Annotated in this window: 1 protein-coding gene; it reads right to left on the bottom strand. The window is 75.1% G+C overall.

The features are described 5' to 3' along the window. Nucleotides 1-3: 3 nt before the first annotated feature. Complete coding sequence (locus HPY32_RS02160; protein WP_067582587.1) at nt 4-20,181, bottom strand: type I polyketide synthase; 20,178 nt, start codon at nt 20,179-20,181, stop codon at nt 4-6. Nucleotides 20,182-20,209: the final 28 nt, after the last annotated feature.

Genomic DNA, 20,209 nt, shown 5'->3' with positions numbered 1-20,209 from the left:
CTCCTAGTCCTTCTTGTCTTCCGGGCCGTCCTCGGCGAGAACGGTGGCGAGCCAGTCCCGGATGGCCGCGGCGGTCGAGCGCGCGTGGGTCTCCATCATCGTGAAGTGGTTGCCGGGAACGTCGAGCACCAGATCGGCGCGCTCGTAACTGGTCTGCCACTCCGCCTTGGGCAGCGGGGTGCCGTCCTCGGCGCGCAGGTCCACCGGCGGGTCCCCAGCGCGCAGCAGCAGGATGGGTTCGGGTCCGGTCGGCGGTTCCCATTCGCCGATGGTGCGCAGGTACCAGCTCATCGCGCTGAGCCGGTCGACGGTCATGCGCGCGAAGGTCTCCTCCCGGTCGAACATGCCGCCGATCATCTCCGCCGCGAACCGCGCGAACGGGGAGTCCACCTTCGGGTGGTAGGTGTCGATCAGCACGATGGCGGCCGGTCGGACCCCGCGGCGGGTGAGCTCGTCGGCGGTGGCCTGGGCGAGGGTGCCGCCCGAGGACGAGCCGAGCAGGATCGGCGGGGTGTCCCCGCAGCGGGCGAGGACGTCCTCGGCCTGCAACCGCGCGACCGCGTCGAGCGAGGCGGGCAGCGGCTCACCGGTGCCGAAGCCGGGCGCGGGCAGCGCCCAGAACGTGCGGTCCCCGCGGAAAATCGAGGCCAGGCGCGCGTACTGGTGGACACCGGCCAGCGCCACATAGGAACTGAAGGCGAAGATCGGCGTCGGGTTGCGGCCCTGCGACACCAGCCGGATCGGGACCGGCCGCCGCTCGAGGTCGGCGGGACCGGTGAAGGTCGGGCGCAGCTCGGCCGCGGCCTGTAGCAGCGCGAAGCCCTCGTCCATCTTGCCCTGCTCGACGGCGACCCGGAACAGACCGGCGAGGGTCTCCTCCGGGGCCGCGACCACCTCTGCCGGGGCCCGGTCGGTGTCGGCCGTCGCGGATCCGGCCTGGTCGAGCCGGTCGGCGAGGTAGTCGGCCAGGTCGCCGGGTCCGGCCACGTCGAACACGATGGTCGGGGGCAGCCGCAGGCCGGTGGCCGCCTCGAGCCGGTTGCGCAGCTCGACCGCGGTCAGCGAGTCGATGCCCAGTTCGACGAACGACATGTCGCCGGTGACCTCCGCGGTGTCGTCGTGGCCGAGGACCTCGGCCACCCGCGCGATGACCAGGCCCGCCAGCGCCTGCCTGCGCGCGGCCGGGTCGGTGGGCAGCGCGGAGCCCGCGGCCGGGGTCGCCTTGGTCGTCTCGGTACCACTCGCCGCAGCCCGGCGGCGTGCGGGCCGGGCCTTGCCGCCGCCGACCAGTTCCTCGAATCCGGTTGCGGGGCCGTCGATCACGGACCGGGACCGGTTCGTGACGGCGAGCGCCAGCACGGCGGCCGCGGGCGCGGCCAGGGCGGCGTCGAACAGTCGCGCGCCCTCGGCCGCGAGGATCGGGCGCATGCCGTACCCGGCGACGCGGGCCCGGTCGGACCCGGTGGCGCGGGCGGTCATGCCCCGCGTCTCGCGGCCGGTGACCTCGATCGGCGCCCAGCTGCCCCACGCGATGGCGGTGCCGGGCAGGCCCAGGCCGCGCCGGTGCGCGGCGAGGGCGTCGAGGAAGGCGTTGGCGGCGGCGTAGTTCGCCTGCCCGGCCGAGCCCAGCGGACCGGCGGCCGAGGAGAACAGGACGAAGGCGTCGAGGTCCCGGTCGGCGGTCAGCTCGTGCAGCGCCCACGCGGCAGCGGCCTTGGGGGCGAAGACGCGGTCGATCTGCTCGGGGCGCATGGTCGCGGCGGTCGCGTCGTCGATGACACCGGCGATGTGCACGACCGCGCGCAGATCGGCGATGCCGTCCACGAGCGCGGCCAGCGCCGCGCGGTCGGTCACGTCGCAGGCGACGGCGGTGACCTCGGCGTCCGCCAGGTCGATGACCTCGGTTCCGCCGCGGGAGGCCAGCACCAGGCGGCGCACGCCGCACTCGGCGACGAGGTGGCGAACCATGACCGTGCCCAGCCCGCCGGTCGCGCCGGTCACCAGCACGGTGCCCGGCTCGCGCAGCAGGTGCGTGCCGGGGGTCAGCGGTACCGTCCGGCGCTGCCACGCCGGGAGATGGGTCGCCCCGTCGCGGAGCACGACCTCGCCGTGCCCGCTCGTCACGGCCGTCGCGAGCGAATCGGCCTGTGGCACATCGGAATCCACGTGCACCAGGACCAGGCGACCCGGGTGCTCGGCGGCCAGCGTCCGCACAAATCCGGCCACCGCCGCGCTCACCGGATCGGCGAGTTCGCCGTCGGGGCGGGCACCGCAGAGCAGGACGGCCAGGCGGCTGTCCGCGAGCGCCGGTTCGGCCACCAGGGCGCGGACCAGATCGAGGATCTCGGCGCACCGCCGGGGCGCGAGTTCGGCCGGGGCGGAACCGGATTCGGGGTCGGTTCCGGCGATGCCGGTGAACAGGACCGGCGGCGCGACCGCGCCGAATTCGCACGCCTGGGCCAGCACGTGCGGGTCGGAGTAGACCTCGAGGTGCACGTTCACCGCGTCGAGCGTGGCGGCCACGTCGAACGGATCGTCGCCGACGACGGCCCAGCGGCGACCGGCGATCGCGGGGACCTCGGCGTCCAGCGGAACGGTCCGCGGCACCGCGAGCACCAGCCCGTCGTCGCGAATGCCCTGCGGGGCAGCGTCTTCGGTGTGGCTGCGGTCGGCGGCGGGCCGCAGCCGCAGCGCCGTCGCCTCGAAGACCGACGTGCCCTCGGTATCGGTCGCGACGACCGCGAACTCGTCGGGGTTGGCTCCGGCCCGGAACCACACCCGCAGGGCGCGGGCGCCCTCGAGGTGCAGGGTGACACCGGCCCACAGGAAGGGCAGCACACCGTCGGTGGTCAGCCGCGATCCCGCCACCACCAGGGCGTGGGTGGCCGCGTCCAGCAGGGCCGGGTGCAGGGCGAAGGCATCGGCCGGTGGGTGGGCGTCGTCGGGGAGGGCGACCTCGGCGAAGACGTCCGTGCCGTGTTCGCCCGCCGCGGTCCAGACTCGCCGGAGCCCGCGGAAGACGGGTCCGTAGGCGAAGCCCGCCGCCTCGGCGTCGGCATACCACTGCGGGGGCGTGCCCTCGATCGGGTCGGCGTCCGTCGGGGGCCAATCGCCCGGTGCGGCAAGGGTTTCCCCTGGCTCACCCAGTCGGCCCCGGGCGTGCCGGGTCCAGGCCGCGTCCGGGTCGTCGGCCGGGCGGGCGTGCACGGTCAGCGCGCGTCGGCCGTCCTCGGTCGCGGGCGCGACCATGACCCGCACGTCCAGGTCGCCGGTGTCCAGCGGCAGCGGCACGTCCAGGAGCAGTTCCTCGACGCAGGGCGCGTCGGTCTCGTCGCCCGCCCGGATGGCGAGGTCGACGAAGGCCGCGCCGGGCACGATCGGCGTGCCGCCGATGGTGTGCTCGGTGAGCCAGCGATGCGCGCGCAGCGACAGCCGCCCGGCGAGGGTCACGCCGCCGGTGGGGTCGTGCAGCGTGATCGGGACGAGCGGATGGCGCATATCGCCCAGGACCGCCGCCGTCACCGGTGTCGCGTCGGCGCGCAGCCAGTAGGAGCGGCGCTGGAACGGATAGGTCGGCAGCACCGCCCGCGCGGTGCCGTCGTCCAGCAGCCGCGCCCAATCCAGTTGGCCGCCATCGGCGTACAGCGCGGCCAGCGCGGCGAGCGCGGCCACCGGTTCGGGGGTGTCGCGGCGCAGCAGCGGCACCGCGACCGGCCGGGCCTCCGGCTCCTCGTCGGCCACGCCCTGGGCGATGACACCGGCGAGACCGGCGTCCGGGCCCACCTCGAGGAATCGGGTGACACCCTGCTCCCGCAGCGCGGCCACGGCGTCGGCGAAGCGGACCGGGCGGCGGGCGTGTTCCACCCAGTGCGCGGGATCGGCGAGTTCGCCGCGCCCGACCGGGCCGCCGGTGAGGGTGGACACCACCGAGCGCACGGCCACCGAGGCGTCGCGGGCGGCGGTTTCGGCCGCGGCCGCGAGGTCGTCGAGGCAGGGCCGCATCAGCGGCGAGTGGAAGGCGTGGCTGACCCGCAGCGGGCGGGTCCGCAGGCCGCGCTCGGCGGCCCGCTCGGCGAGCGCGGCGAGGGCGTCGTCGCCGCCCGCCACCACCACCGCGGCGGGACCGTTCACCGCGGCCACCGACACCCGGTCGCGCAGCCCGGCGTCGAGGTCGTCGAGCAGTGTGGACACGACGTCCTCGCCCGCGGTGATCGACAGCATGCCGCCCGCCTCGGGCAGCGCGGCCATGGCGCGGCCGCGGGCCACGACGAACCGGGCGGCGGCGTCCAGGGTGAGCACGCCCGCGACGTGCGCGGCCACGATCTCACCGACGGAATGCCCGGTGACGACGTCGATGTCGACGCCCCAGGATTCGAGCAGCCGGAACAGCGCGGTGGACAGCGCGAACAGGGTCGGCTGCGCCAGTTCGGTGCGGTCCAGCCAGGCGGCGTCGCCGGGGCCCGCCGGTGCGGTGATGGCGACGGTGACCGCGTCGGCCACCTCGTCGCCACCGGCCGCGCGCAGGGCCGCGACGACCTCCTCGACGGCCGCGGCGAACACCGGGAACGCCGTCGCCAGCTCCGCGCCGATGCCGGGGCGCTGCCCGCCCTGGCCGGTGAACACCACGGCGGTGCGGCCGCGGCGCGCCCGGCCGCGCACGAGAGTGGTTGTGGCGGGCGCGTTCTCGTCACCGACGGTGCGCAGCGCGGTGGACAGTGCCGCGGTGTCGGGGCCGAGCACCACGGCCCGCTCCTCGAACGCGGCCCGGCCGGTGGCCAGGGTGCGGGCCACCGCCATCGGATCGATGTCGGTCCCGTCGGTGTGCTCGGCCACCCGCTGCGCGAGGTCCGCCAGCGCCGCCGGGGTGCGCGCGGAGAGCACCCACGGGATCGGTGTCCGCATCAGTCGGGGCGTCTCGGCCTCGGGGGCGGGCCGGTCGTCCTCGGGGGCGTCGCCGATGATGACGTGCGCGTTGGTGCCGGACAGGCCGAAGGCGGAGACGCCCGCGTGCCGCGGCCGTCCGTTCGCGGGCCAGGCGACGGGCGCCTGCACGAGTTCGATGCCGCCGGTGGTCCAATCCACGTGCCGGGTCGGGGTTTCGGCGTGCAGGGTGGCGGGCACGGTCTCGTGCCGCAGCGCCAGGATCGCCTTGATGACCCCGGCGACGCCCGCGGCGGCCTGGGTGTGGCCGATGTTGGACTTCACCGAGCCCAGCCACAGCGGCCGGTCGCGGTGGGCGCTGCCGTAGGTGTTCAGCAGGGCGCGCGCCTCGATCGGGTCGCCGAGCGTGGTGCCGGTGCCGTGCGCCTCGATCAGGTCCACGTCCTCGGCCGCGAGATCGGCGGCCTCCAGGGCGGAGCGGATGACCCGCTCCTGCGACAACCCGTTCGGCGCGGTCAGGCCGTTGGAGGTGCCGTCGGAGTTGACCGCGGTGCCGGAGAGCACGGCCAGCACCGGGTGCCCGGCGGCGCGAGCATCCGAAAGCCGTTCCAGCACCAGGATTCCCGCGCCCTCGCCCCAGCCGGTGCCGTCGGCCTCGTCGGCGAACGCCTTGCAGCGGCCGTCGGCGGCGAGCCCGCCCTGCCGGGTGAACTCGGCGAACAGGCCCGGCGTGGACATCACCGTGACGCCGCCCGCGAGGACGAGATCGCAGTCGCCCGAACGCAGTTCGCGGGCGGCCAGGTGCAGCGCGACCAGCGACGAGGAGCAGGCGGTGTCGACGGTCATCGACGGCCCCTCCGCGCCGAACACGTAGGAGATCCGGCCCGACAGCACGCTCGCGGAGGTGCCGGTGCCGAGCTGGGCCTCCGCACCGTTGCGCAGTTCCATCGGTCGCGAGGCGTAGTCCTGGGAGTTGGTGCCCACGAACACGCCGGTGCGGCTGCCGCGCAGGGTCGACGGGTCGATCCCGGCGCGTTCGGTTGCCTCCCAGCAGATTTCGAGCAGCAGCCGCTGCTGCGGATCCATGGCCAGCGCCTCGCGCGGGGAGATGCCGAAGAACGCGGGATCGAAGCCGTCGATCTCGTCGAGGAACGCGCCCCGCGTGGTGATGGTGTCCGCCGGGTCGATGAGCAGGTCCCACTGCCGCCGGTCCGGCCAGTCGCCGACCGCGTCCGTGCCGTGCAGCAGCAGGTCCCAGAACCGCTCCGGGGTGTCGGCCCCGCCCGGGAATCGGCAGCCGATGCCGACCACGGCCACCGGGTCGCCGCCGCCGGGCCGCGGCGTGCGCACCGGTGCGGGGCGGGCGGGCTCCTCCGGCTGGACGAGCCCGAGCAGGTAGTCGGTCACCGCCGCCGGGGTGGGGTAGTCGTACACCAGGGTCGGCGGCAGCGCGAGGCCGGTGACACCGGAGAGCACATTGCGGATCTCCACCGCGGCAAGCGATTCCACGCCGAGCGAACCGAAGGTCACGACCGGGTCGATCGCCTCGGCGCCGTCGTGGCCGAGCACGGCGGCGACGTGCCGCCGCACCAGGGCGTCGACGGTCAGGGCGTGCTCGTGAGCCGGGAGTTCGGACAGCAGTGCCGCCAGACCGCCGGTCGGAGTGTCGGCTTCCTTTGCCGCGCCGAGGAATTCGCGGGCGGCGGGGATCTCGGCGAGCAGCCGGGAGTCCGGTCGCCCGGCCAGGTGCGCCGGGGTGAACCGGGTCCAGTCGAAGTCGGCGACGATCTCGTAGGCCGGTCCGCCGGTGCCGAGCCGCCTGCCGACGGCGAGGTGGGCGCCGAAGGCGGCGGTGGCGCGGGCGGGTTCCAGTGCCCGCATACCGGCGGCGCGCAGGCGCGCGTCCAGCTCGCCGTCGACCATGCCGCCGCCCGCCCAGGAGCCGAAGGCGATCGCCGAGCCGGGCAGGCCGCGCCGGGTACGCGCCTGCGCGAGGGCGTCGAGGGCGGCATTGCCGGGCGCGTAGTTGCCCTGGCCGAGGGCGCCGAGCACGCCCGCCAGCGACGAAACCAGCACGAACGCCTCGAGATCGGCGTCGGCGGTGAGCTCGTCGAGCAGCCGGGCGCCGCCGACCTTGACCCGCAGCGCGCGGGCCACCTGCTCGGGGGTGATGGCGGTGATGGTCGCGTCGTCGAGGACGGCGGCGGCGTGGATCACCGCGCGCAGCGGCCGGTCGGCGGGCAGCCCGTCCAGGACCGCCCGCATGGCCGTGCGGTCGGCGGCGTCGGCGGCGACGATGTCCACCGTCGCGCCGAGGTCGGTGAGTTCGGCCGCGAGTTCCGTGGCGCCGGGCGCCTGCGGGCCGCGGGCGCCGACGAGCACGAGGTGGGCGGCGCCGTTGGCGGCGCACCAGCGGGCCAGGTGGCCGCCGATGGCGCCGGTGCCGCCGGTGACGAGCACGGTGCCGTCGGCGGCGAACCGGCCGGATTCGGTGGCGGCCGGGGCGGCGGGCACGGTCACGAGCCGTCGGCCGAAGGCCGCGCCGTCGCGGAGGCGGATCTCGTCCTCCCCGGTCCGCCCGGCGACGGCGGCGGCGAACAGCTGGGTAAGCTGCCGATTGGGCGCGCGATCGGGGAGATCGACTATGCCGCCGCGCAATTCGGGATGTTCGAGCCCCGCCACGCGCAGGAACGAGGCGGCCATGGCCTGGTCGGGGGCGGCACCGGCGTCGACGGTCACCGCCCACACCGGCGCGGTCACCCGGGCATCGGTCAGCGCCTGCACCAGGGCGATCGTGGCCGAATAGCCCGCTGGCACAGGCTGTTCCGGCTCGGGGTCCGCGGCGGCCAGCAGTGACACCACTCCGGCGATCGGCTCGCCGAGCACCGGGCGCAGTGCCTCGGACCAGGCGGTGCGGGCGTCGCCCCGGTCCTCGGCGGTGAGGCGGACGATGTCGGCTCCCGCGCGGTCCAGCGCGTCGATCAGGGTCTGCTGGAAATCGTTGTGCGGCACCGTATCCGGCGCGCAGGCGACGAGCCAGCGGCCGCGCAGGGCGGCCGGGGCCGGTTCGGGCAGTTTGCGCCAGGCGACGCGCAGCCGCAGGCCGTCGGTGGCCGAGGTGTCGCGGCGGCGCTCGTCGTAGGCCGCGAGCGCGGGCAGCACGGGGGCGAGGGCCGCCGTGTCGATGCCGAGCGCGCGGGCGATGTCGTCGGGCTCGCCGGTGGTGATCAGCCGCCAGAATTCGTCGGTGGCCGACCGCGGGTCGGTGCGCCGGGCGAGGGCGGCGTGGTCGAGCACGGGCCAGTAGTGGCGGTGCTGGAACGGGTAGGTCGGCAGGTGCTCGAACAGTTCGGTGGCACCGGGGGTGGCGTCGCCGAGGCAGGCCACGGGATTCACCTCGCCGCCGGAGACCCACAGGCGGGCCACCGCGGTGACGACCGATTCCACCGCGTCCGTGCCGGTTTCGGCGCGGGTGCCGGTCGAGACCACCACGGCGTCGGCCAGCACCTGCTCCAGGGACGGTCGCAGCACCGCGCGCGGCGCCAGTTCCACGAATCGGGTGGCTCCCGCGGCGGCGGCCGCCTCGACCGCGTCGGCGAAGCGCACGGCCTCGCGGACGTGCCGGACCCACCAGCGCGGGTCGGACAGTTCGGCCCGACCCACCTCGGCCCCGGTGAGCGCCGAGACCAGGGCGATGCGCGGCTCGGCGAACTCCAGTTCCGTGACCACCCGCTCGAATTCGGCGAGCATGGGCTCCACCAGCGGGGAGTGGAAGGCGTGGCTCACCGTCAGGCGGCGCGTGCGAATGCCCTTGTCCCGCAGGATTTCCACGATCGAGTCGACCGTTTCGCCCAGTCCCGACAGCACCACCGAGTGTGGGCCGTTGACCGCGGCAATGCCGACGGTGTCCTCGTGTCCGGCGAGCAGCGGGGCGACCACCTCCTCAGCGCACGCCACCGCAACCATGACGCCGCCCTCGGGCAGCGCCTCCATCAGTCCGGCGCGGGCGGCCACCAGCCGCACCGCGTCCGCCAGGGTCAGAACGCCCGCCACGTGGGCGGCCACGATCTCGCCGATCGAGTGGCCGAGCACGACATCCGCACGCAGGCCCCAGGATTCGAGCAACCGGTACAGCGCCACCTCGAACGCGAACAGGGCGGGCTGAGTGAACCCGGTCCGATCCACCAGGCCCGGTTCGGAGCCGAACACCACGTCGCGCAGCGGACGATCCAACCAGCGGTCGAACTCCACGCACACCTGATCGAAGGCGTCCGCGTAGGCGTCGAAGGCCGCATACAGGTCCCGGCCCATTCCGGCGTGCTGCGAGCCCTGTCCGGCGAAGACGACACCGGTCGATCCGGAGATCACCGAGCCCGCAACGACATTCGGGCCCTGATCGCCGTTCGAGGCCAGACCCAGGCCCGCATGCGCACCGTCGCGGTCGGAGGCCAGGACCACCGCGCGATGATCGAAGGCGGTGCGCCGTCCGAGCGCGCTCGCCAAGGCGGGCAGCCGTGGGTCGGTATCCGCGCACAGCTCCGCCAGGGCACCGGCCTGCGCCGCCCGCGCCGCCGGGGTGCGGCCGGACAGGATCAGGGGCAGCACCGGAAGCACCTCGGCCACAGTGTCTTCCGCGGTCGTGACGGCGGGCTCGGGGGCCTGTTCGATGATCACGTGGGCATTGGTGCCGGAGATACCGAACGACGAAACACCCACGCGCCGTGGACGTCCGGTGTCCGGCCAGTCCACCGTTTCGGTCACCAGCTCGACGGCACCGGCCGACCAATCCACATGCGAAGACGGTGCATCCACGTGCAGAGTGGCCGGAATTCGCCCGTGCTGCAACGCAAGCACCGACTTCATCACACCCGCCACACCCGCAGCCGCCTGCGTATGACCCACATTCGACTTGATCGAACCCAACCACAACGGCCGCTCACGATCCTGACCATAGGTCGCCAGCACCGCCTGCGCCTCGATCGGATCACCCAAAGTCGTACCCGTGCCGTGCGCTTCGACCATGTCGACCTCGGCCGGGGTCAATCCGGACATGGCCAGCGCGGACCGGATGACCCGCTGCTGCGACGGACCATTGGGCGCGGTCAAACCATTCGACGCACCATCGGAATTGATGGCGGAACCGCGCACCACGGCGAGGATCGGGTACCCGGCGGCCACCGCATCGGATTGGCGGGCCAGCACGAGGACCGCCGCGCCCTCGGAGAAGCCGGTGCCGTCGGCGGCATCCGCGAACGCCTTGCAGCGGCCGTCGGCGGACAGTCCGCGCTGGCGCGAAAACTCTTGGAACAGACCGGGAGTCGCCATCACGGTCGCGCCACCGGCCAGGGCCAGATCGCACTCACCGGATCGCAGCGCGGCCGCGGCCTGATGCAGCGCGACCAGCGAGGCCGAGCACGCCGTATCCACCGTCACCGCCGGACCCTCCAGCCCGAGGGCGTAGGCCACGCGCCCGGACAGCACGGCCGCGGCATTGCCGGTGCCGATGTAGCCGCCGACATCCTCGCCGGAGGCCACCAGCAGTCCCGCGTAGTCCTGACCGTTGGTGCCCGCGAAGACGCCGGTCGCCGAGCCGCGCAGCGCGGACGGGTCGATTCCGGCCCGCTCCAACGCCTCCCACGACACCTCCAGCAATATCCGCTGCTGGGGGTCCATCGCGAGGGCCTCGCGCGGGGAGATGCCGAAGAACTCCGCGTCGAATTCCGCGGCGCCGACCAGGAATCCACCGTCGCGTGCGTACGAGGTCCCGGGCCGGTCCGGATCAGGCGAGTACAGCGCCTCCAGATCCCAGCCGCGATCGGTGGGGAACGGGCGCATGGCGTCGCGCCCGTCGACCAGCAGCTCCCACAGGTCCTCGGGGGTGCGCACGCCGCCGGGGAAGCGGCAGCTCATGCCGACGATCACCACGGGGTCCGCGCCGACGGCGGTGGTCGCCGGGGCGGCGGGGCGGGCGGTGGACGGGCCGTCGACCGAGCCCGCGACGTGCTCGATGATGAACTCGGTGAGCGCCGCGGGGGTCGGGTAGTCGAACACCAGCGTGGCGGGCAGCCGCATCCCGACCGCCTTGCCCAGCGCATTGCGCAGCTCGACCGCGGTCAGCGAGTCGATGCCGAGGTCGCGGAACGCGGTGCCGGGCACGATCGCCTCGGGACCCGAATGTCCCAGAATGGCGGCCACATACGAGCGGACCACCTTCCCGATCTCCGCGGGCCGATCCTTGGGCGGCACGTCCGCCAGCAGCGCGACCAGCGCGGGGCGATCGGCCCGCTCGGCGGTGCCGCCGCGGGTCGCGGCCAGCACCTGCTGGGCGTCCGGCAGCTCGGCCAGCAGCGGGGCGGGGCGGGCGCCGACGAAGGCGGGCGCGAAGTGCTGCCAGTCGAAAGCCGCGACCACCAGGCTGGTTTCGTCGTGGTCGAGCACCACCTGTAGCGCCTGCAACGCGGTCTCGGGCGCCATGTCCACCACGCCGTAGCGCTGCAAACGGGCGCCGACCTCGCCGCGGGCCATGCCGCCCTCGCCGCCCCAGTGGCCCCACGCGATCGCGGTGGCCCGCTCCCCCGCGTCGCGGCGCAGCAGCGCCAGCGCGTCGAGGAAGGCGTTGCCGGGCGCGTAGTTGCCCAGACCGGTGCCGCCGAGCACGCCGGAGGTGGAGGAGAACAGCACGAACGCGTCGAGATCCCGGCCGCGGGTCGCGAGGTCCAGCACCACCGCGCCACCGGCCTTGGGCCGCAACCCGACCTCGAATCGGTCGGCGTCGAGGTCCTGCACGAGGCCGTCGTCGAGTGCCCCGGCGGCATGCATGACCGCCCGCAGCGGGCTCGGGCCCGCGTCGATCTCGGCGAGCAGGTCGGCGACGGCGGCCGGGTCGCCGACATCGCAGGCCACCACGGTCACCCGCGCGCCCAGCGCCTCGAGTTCCGCGGTGAGCTCGGCCGCGCCCGCCGCCTGCGGGCCGCGGCGCGACACCAGCACCAGATGCTCGGCGCCGCCGCGGGCCAGCCAGCGGGCCAGATGGCCGCCGATGGCGCCGGTGCCGCCGGTGACCAGAACGGTGCCGCGCGGCCGCCAGGGTTGCACGGGAGTCTCGGCGGCCGGGCGGCGCAAGCGCACGAACCGGCGGCCGAGGATGCCCGAATCGCGCAGCGCGAGTTGGTCTTCCGCGCCCAGTGCCCCCGCCCGGGCGAGCACGCCCACGAATCGGCGGGCGGCGCGGTCGTCGAATCCGTCGTGGACCGAGGCGGGCAGGTCGATCAGACCGGCCACGCGGTCGGGATGCTCGGTGGCCGCGACCCGGCCGAAGCCCCAGATCAGCGCCGGTTCCGCGGCCGAGAGCCGATCGGAGGGGCCGATCGAGACGCCGCCGCGGGTCACCAGCCACAGCGGTGCGGTCACCCCGGCGTCGCCGAGGGCCTGCACCAGATGCAGCGTCGCGGTGAGCCCGCGCGGCGTGGTCGGGTGCAGCGCGTCGAAGGCGTCGTCGACGCCGGTGAGCAGGCCCGTCAGGCCGATCACACCGGCGAATTCGCCGTGCTCGGCGGCCAGGGCGCGCAGCCGGGAAGCGGCCACCGACCGGTGTCCGAGGTCGGCCGCGACCTCGAGGTCGACCACGGTGGCCCCGGCCGCGCGCAGCACGCGGGTGACCTCGTCGGCCACCGCGCCGGGCGCGCCCGCGGCGGTGGCGCGCAGCCAGGTTCCGGTCAGGTGCGCCGGGGCCGGGTCGGGCAGCGGATGCCACGCGATGTGGTAGCGCCACCCGTCGATCATCGACCCCTCGCGGCGGCGGTCGCGCCAGGCGGCCAGTGCCGGAACGACCTCCGCGAAGGGGGCGTCCGGGGCGACGGCGAGCTCGGTGGCCAGGGCGTCGACATCGGCCCGGTCGATTCCGGCCCACAGCGGCGCGGCCCAGGCGGCGTCCACCGAGGTGGGTGCCGCGAGCGCGGGCGGCGCGGGCCAGAAGCGGGTGTGCTCGAACGGGTAGGTGGGCAGATCCGGTGTCTCGGACCGGGTTTCGGCCGGGATGTGGATCCGGGACCAGTCGATGTCCACGCCCGACATCCAGGCCCGCGCGAACACGCACAGCAGCTGATAGGGCCAGTCGGCGTCGCGCCGCAGGGTCGCGATCGCCGTCACCGCGCCGGGCCCCGTCTCGGGCAGGTCCAGGCTCTCGGCGATCTCCCAGATCGCGGGCCGCAGCGTCGGATGCGGTCCGGCCTCGATCAGCACGCGGCAGCCGTCGGCCAGCAGCGCCTCGATGGCGGGGCGGAACCGCACCGGTTGACGCAGGTTGTCGAACCAGTAGTCGGCCCCGGCCTGTGCCGGGTCCAGCCAGCCGCCGCGGGCGGTGGACCACCAGCGGATGCCGTCGACGGTCCGGTCCGCGGGCGCGATCCCGTCCAGCGCCGCCAGCAGCTGCGGTCGCAGCGCGTCCATGGCCGGGGAGTGCGACGGATAGTCCACGGCCACTCGGCGATTGCGGACCCCGGCGCGCTCGGCGACCGCCATCAGGCGGCCCAGCGGCTCGTCCGGGCCCGCCACCACGGTGGCGGCGGGGCCGTTGAGCGCGGCCACCGTCAGCGCGTCGCCGCCGTCGAGCTCGGCGAGATGCTCGCGCACCTCGGCCTCGGACCAGCCGAACGACACCATGCCGCCGGAACCGGCCAGGGCGCCCACCAAGCGGGAGCGCGCGGCCACCACCCGCGCGCCGTCGGCCACCGACAGCGCACCGGCGACCACGGCCGCCGCGACCTCGCCCTGCGAGTGTCCGACGACGGCGTAGGGCGTGACGCCCGCCGCCCGCCACATCGCCGCGAGGGCCACCATCACGGCCCAGGTGACGGGCTGCACCACGGCGTCGCCGTCGAGTTCGCGGCCCGACCGCAGCACCTCCACCACATCCAGATCGCAGACCTCGGCCAGCGCGTCGGCGCATTCGGACAGCCGGGCCCGGAACACCGGGGAGGTGTCCCACAGCCCCGCGCCCATGCCCGCCCAGTGCCCGCCCTGGCCGGAGAACACGAATACCGTGCGGGGCGAGGAGCTTTCGGCGACACCGGACATGATGCCGTCCACCGGCCCGGCGCCCTGCGCGGCGGTGAACGCCTGTAGTCGCGCGGCGGCGCACACGCCGTGGTGGCCGCTGTCGACCGGCAGCATCGCGCGGTAGCCGAAGGTGCTGCGGCGCAACAGGGCTCGCGCCACCCCGCTCAGGTCCGCCCCCGATTCCGCGACCGGGATCAGCCCCTCGGCGATCCGGGTCAGCGCGGACCGGGTGCGGGCGGAGAAGATCCACGGGACGATCGGGCTGATCAGAACGGGATCGGCCCCGGCGGGTTCTCCGGTCCGGTCGGACTCGGCGACGGGTTCGGGCGCCTGCAACACCATGTGCGCATTCGTTCCGGACATGCCGAACGCCGACACACCGGCGAACCGGGCGCCGTCCTCTCGCTCCGGCCACCTCCGGCCCTCCTGGACCAGCTCCAGCACCGAGGAGTCCCAATTCACGTGGCGGGAGGGCACATTCGCGTGCAGGGTGGCCGGGAGCCAGCCGCGCGACAGCGCCAGCACCATCTTGATCACCCCGGCGATACCGGCGGCGGCCTGGGTGTGGCCGATATTGGACTTCACCGAGCCCAGCCACAGCGGATCGCGCCGCGACCCACCGCCGAACACCTGTTGCAGCGCGGACGCCTCGATCGGGTCGCCCAGTGCGGTGCCGGTGCCGTGCGCCTCGATGGCGTCGATATCGTCGGCGCGCACGCCCGCGACCTCGAGGGCCGCGCGCAGCACTCGCTGCTGCGCAACACCGTTCGGGGCGGTGAGACCGTTGGAGGCGCCGTCGGAGTTGATCGCGGACCCGCGCACCACGGCCAGCACCCGGCCGCCGCGCGCCCGGGCGGCGCTGAGCCGTTCGACCACGACCACGCCGCAGCCCTCGCCCCAGCCGGTGCCGCCCTCGCCGTCGGCGAAGGCCCGGCAGCGCCCGTCCACCGACAGCGCGCCCAGCCGCGAGAACTCCGCGAACGCGCCCGGTCCCGCCATCACCGTGACGCCGCCCGCCAGGGCGCGCTCGCACTCCCCGGCGCGCACCGCGTGCACCGCCTGGTGCAGGGCCACCAGCGACGCCGAGCACGCGGTGTCCACCGTCACCGAGGGGCCGGACAGGCCGAGCGTGTAGGAGATGCGGCCGGACAGCACGCTCGCCGCGGTGCCGGTCGTCACGTGCCCGCCGACGTCCTCGCCCGAGAAGGCCAGGGCGGTGGCGTATTCCTGCCCGTTCGAGCCGATGAAGACGCCGGTTCGGCTGTCCCGCAGCGATACCGGGTCGATCCCGGCGTGCTCGAGCGCCGACCACACCACCTCCAGCAGCACCCGCTGCTGGGGATCCATGGCCAGCGCCTCGCGCGGGGAGATCCCGAAGAACGCCGCGTCGAAACCCCCGGCGTCGGACAGGAATCCGCCGCCGGGCGCCTGCGCCACCAGGTTCGGGTCCCAGCCCCGATCGTCGGGCAGCGGGCCGATCACGTCCCGGCCGCCGGCCAGCAGTTCCCAGAAGCTGTCCGGGCCATCCACACCGCCCGGGAAGCGGCAGCCCAGGCCCACGATCACGATCGGATCGTCGTCGACGGCGGCGGTGGTCGCGGCCGGGACCGCGGGACCGGCTGCGGCGCCGACCAATTCGTCGAGCAGCCAGTGCGCCAGCGCGCGGGGGGTCGGGTGGTCGAAGACGGCGGTCGCGGGCAGCGGCCTGCCCGCGGGCGCGACCAATCCGTCGCGCAGCGCCAGCGCGGCCACCGAGTCCACCCCGAGGTCGCCGAAGGTGCGGTCGGGGTCGACGGCGTCGCCGCCCGCGTGCCCGAGCACCCCGGCCGTCACGGCACGCACCACATCCAGCACGACGGTGGGTGCCTGGGCGGCTCCGGCCGCGGCGATGTGCTCGACGAGCTCGGAACCGGTTGCCGCGGTGCGGGATCCGGTGTCGGGAGCGGGGGTGTCGAGGGCGGCGGCGAACGCGTCGAACAGCGGCGCGGGACGCACGACGGTGAAGGCCGGGAGGAAGCGCTGCCAGTCGACATCGGCGACGATGCCGACCGGGGCCGCCGCGGACAGCGCCCGCTCCAGGGCGACGAGCGCGACGACCGGATCCATCGGGTTCAGGCCGCGGCGGCGCAGGTGGGCGTCGGCCGCGGGGTCGGCGGCCATGCCGGAACCGCGCCACGGTCCCCACGCCACCGAGGTCGCCCGCTTCCCGGACCGGATGCGGCGCTCGGCGAGGGCGTCCAGGCGCGCGTTGGCGGCGGCGTAGGCGCACTGGCCCGCCGCGCCCCAGGCCGCGGAGATGGAGGAGAACAGCACGAACTGGTCCAGGTCGCGATCGGCGGTGAGCGCGTCGAGATGCTCTGCGCCGAGCGCCTTTCCGTCGAGCACGGCGCGCACGGCCGCGTCGTCGGCGGCCGCGAGCGGCGTATCGTCGCCGACGCCCGCGGCGTGCACCACGGCGGTCAGCGGATGGGGTCCGGCGTCGATGCGCGCGAGCACGGCGGCCAGTGCGTCCCGGTCGGCGGCGTCGGCGGCGGCGAGGGTGACCTCCGCGCCCAGGGCGCGCAGTTCGGCGGCGAGTTCGGCCGCGCCGGGGGCCTGTGCCCCGCGGCGGCCGAGCAGCACGAGGTGGGCCGCGCCGCGGCGGGCGGCGAGCCGGGCCACGTGCGCGCCGAGCGCGCCGGTGCCGCCGGTGATGAGCACGGTGCCGCGCGGCGTCCAGTCGGTGTGGTCGCTGGCCTCGGGGGCGCGCTCGACGCGGCGCGCGAGCGCACCGGCGGCGCGCAGCGCGACCTGGTCCTCGCCGGTCGCCCCGGCGAGGATGCCGCGCAGGCGGCCGAGCGTCCGGTCGTCCACCTCGTCGGTGGGCAGGTCGATCAGGCCGCCCCACAGGTCGGACCGTTCCAGGGCGAGGGCGCGGCCCGCACCCCACACGGCGGCACCGGCCGGGTCGGGGGCGGGGTCGCGCCGCGAGGTGGACACCGCGCCGCGGGTGAGGACCCACAGCCGCGGGGTGGCGGTGCGGCCCTCGGCGTGCGTGGCGAGGGTGCGCAGCCACGCGGTGAGGGCCGCGACCTGGGCGGCGGCGTCGCGTCCGGCCGGTGGCACCGCCACCACGCCCGCCGCGTTCTCGGTGCTCAGCACGGTCGCGAAGTCGTCGTCGGCCGTGACCCGCAGGTCCAGTCCCGTGGCGCGCAGCGCGGCGAGCGCGGGGTCGGAGTCGTTGGCGCCCAAGATGATCCAGGTCCCGGCGGGCGTCGGGCTGGTCGGCACCGGGCACACGCTCCAGGTGACGCGCAGCCGCAGCCGGGCGAGTTCGTCGGCGATGCGCCGATCCCGATGCCACTGTGCGAGCGCGGGAACGACGGCGGCCAAGGCCGCGCCGTCCTGGTCGCCGAGCTGGCCGACCAGTGCGTCGACGTCCTCGCGTTCCACCTGCTCCCAGAAGGACCGCTCCCACCCGGCGCTGGTGCCGGTCGTCGCGGCCGAGGCGTCGAAGGTGGGGGTCAGCCAGAAGCGGGTGCGGTCGAAAGCGTAAGTGGGCAGGTCGATGTCGGGGGCCGCGGCGCTGCCGAGCAGGGTCGGCCACGACGGTGTCACCCCGGCCACGTGCAGCAGGGCGGCGGCGGTGAGCAGTTCCCGGTATTCGTCGCGGCCGGACCGGAATCCGGGCATGACGGCGAGGGGCTTGCCGTCCCCGTCGGCGACGGTGCGCGCCGAGGTGCTCAGCGCGCGGCCGGGGCCGACCTCGAGGAACCGGGTGACCGAGCGGGCGCGGGCGGTGGCGATCGCGTCGGCGAAGCGCACGGGTTTGCGGATGTGGTCGACCCAGTAGTTCGGATCGGTCAGCTCGGCGGTGTCGGCGGGGCGGCCGGTCTGGTCGGAGATGATCGGGATGCGCGGCGGACGGAAGGTCAATCCGGCCGCGACGGTGCGCAATTCGGCGAGCGCGGGCTCCATCAGGGCCGAATGGAAGGCGTGGCTGACGCGCAGCCGGGTGCACCGGACGCCGCGCTCGCTGTAGCGGGCGACCAGCGCGTCCACCGCCTCGGCGACACCGGACACCACGACCGCGGACGGGCCGTTGATGGTGGCGATATCGACCCGCTCGTCCGAGCCGATGGTGGCGCGCACCTCCTCCTCGGAGCTCGCGATGGCGGCCATCGCGCCCCCGGCGGGCAGCTCGCTCATGACGCGGGCGCGGGTGGCGACCAGGGTGGCGGCGTCCTCGAGCGACAGCACACCGGCGACGTGCGCGGCGGCGAGCGCGCCCACCGAGTGCCCGATCAGCAGCTGCGGGGTGACGCCCCAGCTCTCCCACAGCCGGAAGGTGGCCACCTCGACGGCGAACAGGGCGGGCTGGGTCCAGCGGGTGTCGTCGAGCAGCCGCGCGGATTCGCTGTCGGCGGGCGCGAACATGACCTCCCGCAGCGAGCCGTCGGTGATCACCCGGTCGAACGCGGCGAAGATCTCGTCGAACGCGGCCGCGGCCACCGGGGACGCCGCGGCCAGCCGCGCGCCCATCCCGGCGTGCTGGCTGCCCTGGCCCGGGAACAGGAAGGCCGTGCGGCCGCGTAATACGGTGCCGGTCACCACGTCCGGATGCGGACGGGACGCGGCGAGCGCGCGGGTGCCGTCGACCAGTTCGTCCCGGTCCGCGCCCAGGACGACGGCGCGATGCTCGTAGGTGGACCGGGTCGCGACCAGCGCGGCGGCGATCTCGGCCGCGGTGGCCGCCGACCGCTCGGTGAATTCGGCGAGCGCGGCGGCCTGACCGGCCAGGGATTCGGCGCTGCGGGCCGAGATCAGCCACGCGCCGACGCCCTCGGAAACGGTTGTGGCCGTGCGGGTCTCGGCCACCGGCTCGGGGGCCTGCTCGAGGACGACGTGGGCGTTGGTGCCGCTGATGCCGAACGAGGACACCGCCGAGCGGCGGGGACGGTCGGCCACCGGCCACGCGGTGGGTTCGGTCAGCAGCTCGACCGCGCCCTCCGACCAATCCACCTTCGTGCTGGGGGTATTCACGTGCAGGGTGCGCGGCAGCCGCCCGTGCCGCATGGCGAGCAGCATCTTGATCACGCCGCCGACGCCCGCGGCGGACTGGGTGTGCCCGATATTGGATTTCAGGGCGCCCAGCAGCAGCGGGCCGGTGCCGTTGCGGTCCTGCCCGTAGGTGGCGAGCAGGGCCTGGGCCTCGATCGGGTCGCCGAGCGAGGTGCCGGTGCCGTGCGCGTCGACGGCGTCGACCTCGGCGGGGGTCAGCCCGGCGTCGGTCAGCGCGGCGCGGATGACCCGCTGCTGCGAGGGACCGTTCGGGGCGGTCAGCCCGTTGGAGGCGCCGTCGGAATTGATGGCGGTGCCGCGCACCAGGCCGAGAATGCGGCGGCCGTTGCGCTGGGCGTCGGAAAGCCGTTCCAGCAGCAGCACACCCGCGCCCTCGGACCAGACGGTGCCGTCGGCGGAATCGGAGAACGCCTTGACCCGGCCGTCGGCGGCCAGCCCCTGCTGCGCGCTGAACTGCGCGAACATCGCGGGCGTGGCCATCACGGCGACGCCGCCCGCCAGCGCGAGCGAGCACTCGCCCCGGCGCAGGGCCTGCACCGCCAGGTGCATGGCGACCAGCGAGGAGGAACAGGCGGTGTCGACGGTCGCGACCGGGCCCTCCCAGCCCAGGTGGTAGGCGATGCGCCCGGAGATGACCGAGGTCGCGCCGCCCGCCAGCAGATGGCCCTCGATGCCCTCGGGGGCCGCGGTGACGCCCACGCCGTAGCCGGAGGCGGCCGCGCCGATGAACACGCCCGAGTCCGAGGCGCGCAGCGCGGCCGGGACGATGCCCGCCCGCTCCAGCGACTCCCACGCCACCTCCAGCATCAGGCGCTGCTGCGGATCGGTGGCCAGCGCCTCGCGGGGACCCATGGAGAAGAACCCGGCGTCGAATTCGCCCGCGTCGTGCAGGAATCCGCCCTGCGCGGCCGACGGGTCCGCGATCGGCCAGCCGCGGTCGGCGGGGAAGGTCGAGATGGCGTCGACGCCGTCGTCGACCAGCTCCCACAGCTGCTCCGGGCTGCGCACGCCGCCCGGGTACCGGCAGGCCATGCCGACGATCGCGATCGGCTCGTGCTCGCGCTCGCGAATGGCGGACAGCGCCTCGCGGGTCGATCGCAGATCGGCGGTCAGGCGCTTGAGGTACTCGAGGTACTTCTGCTCGTCGACCGCCTTGGCGCCCGTCGCGGACTCGTTGCTCACTGGCGGACCTTTCTCACGTCGGTAACTC

This window comes from Nocardia terpenica, assembly GCF_013186535.1.
In the GTDB taxonomy this organism is placed as follows: Bacteria; Actinomycetota; Actinomycetes; order Mycobacteriales; family Mycobacteriaceae; genus Nocardia; species Nocardia terpenica.
The sequence above is the reverse complement of the archived record's forward strand: the minus strand, read 5'-3'. Positions and strand labels throughout refer to the sequence as shown.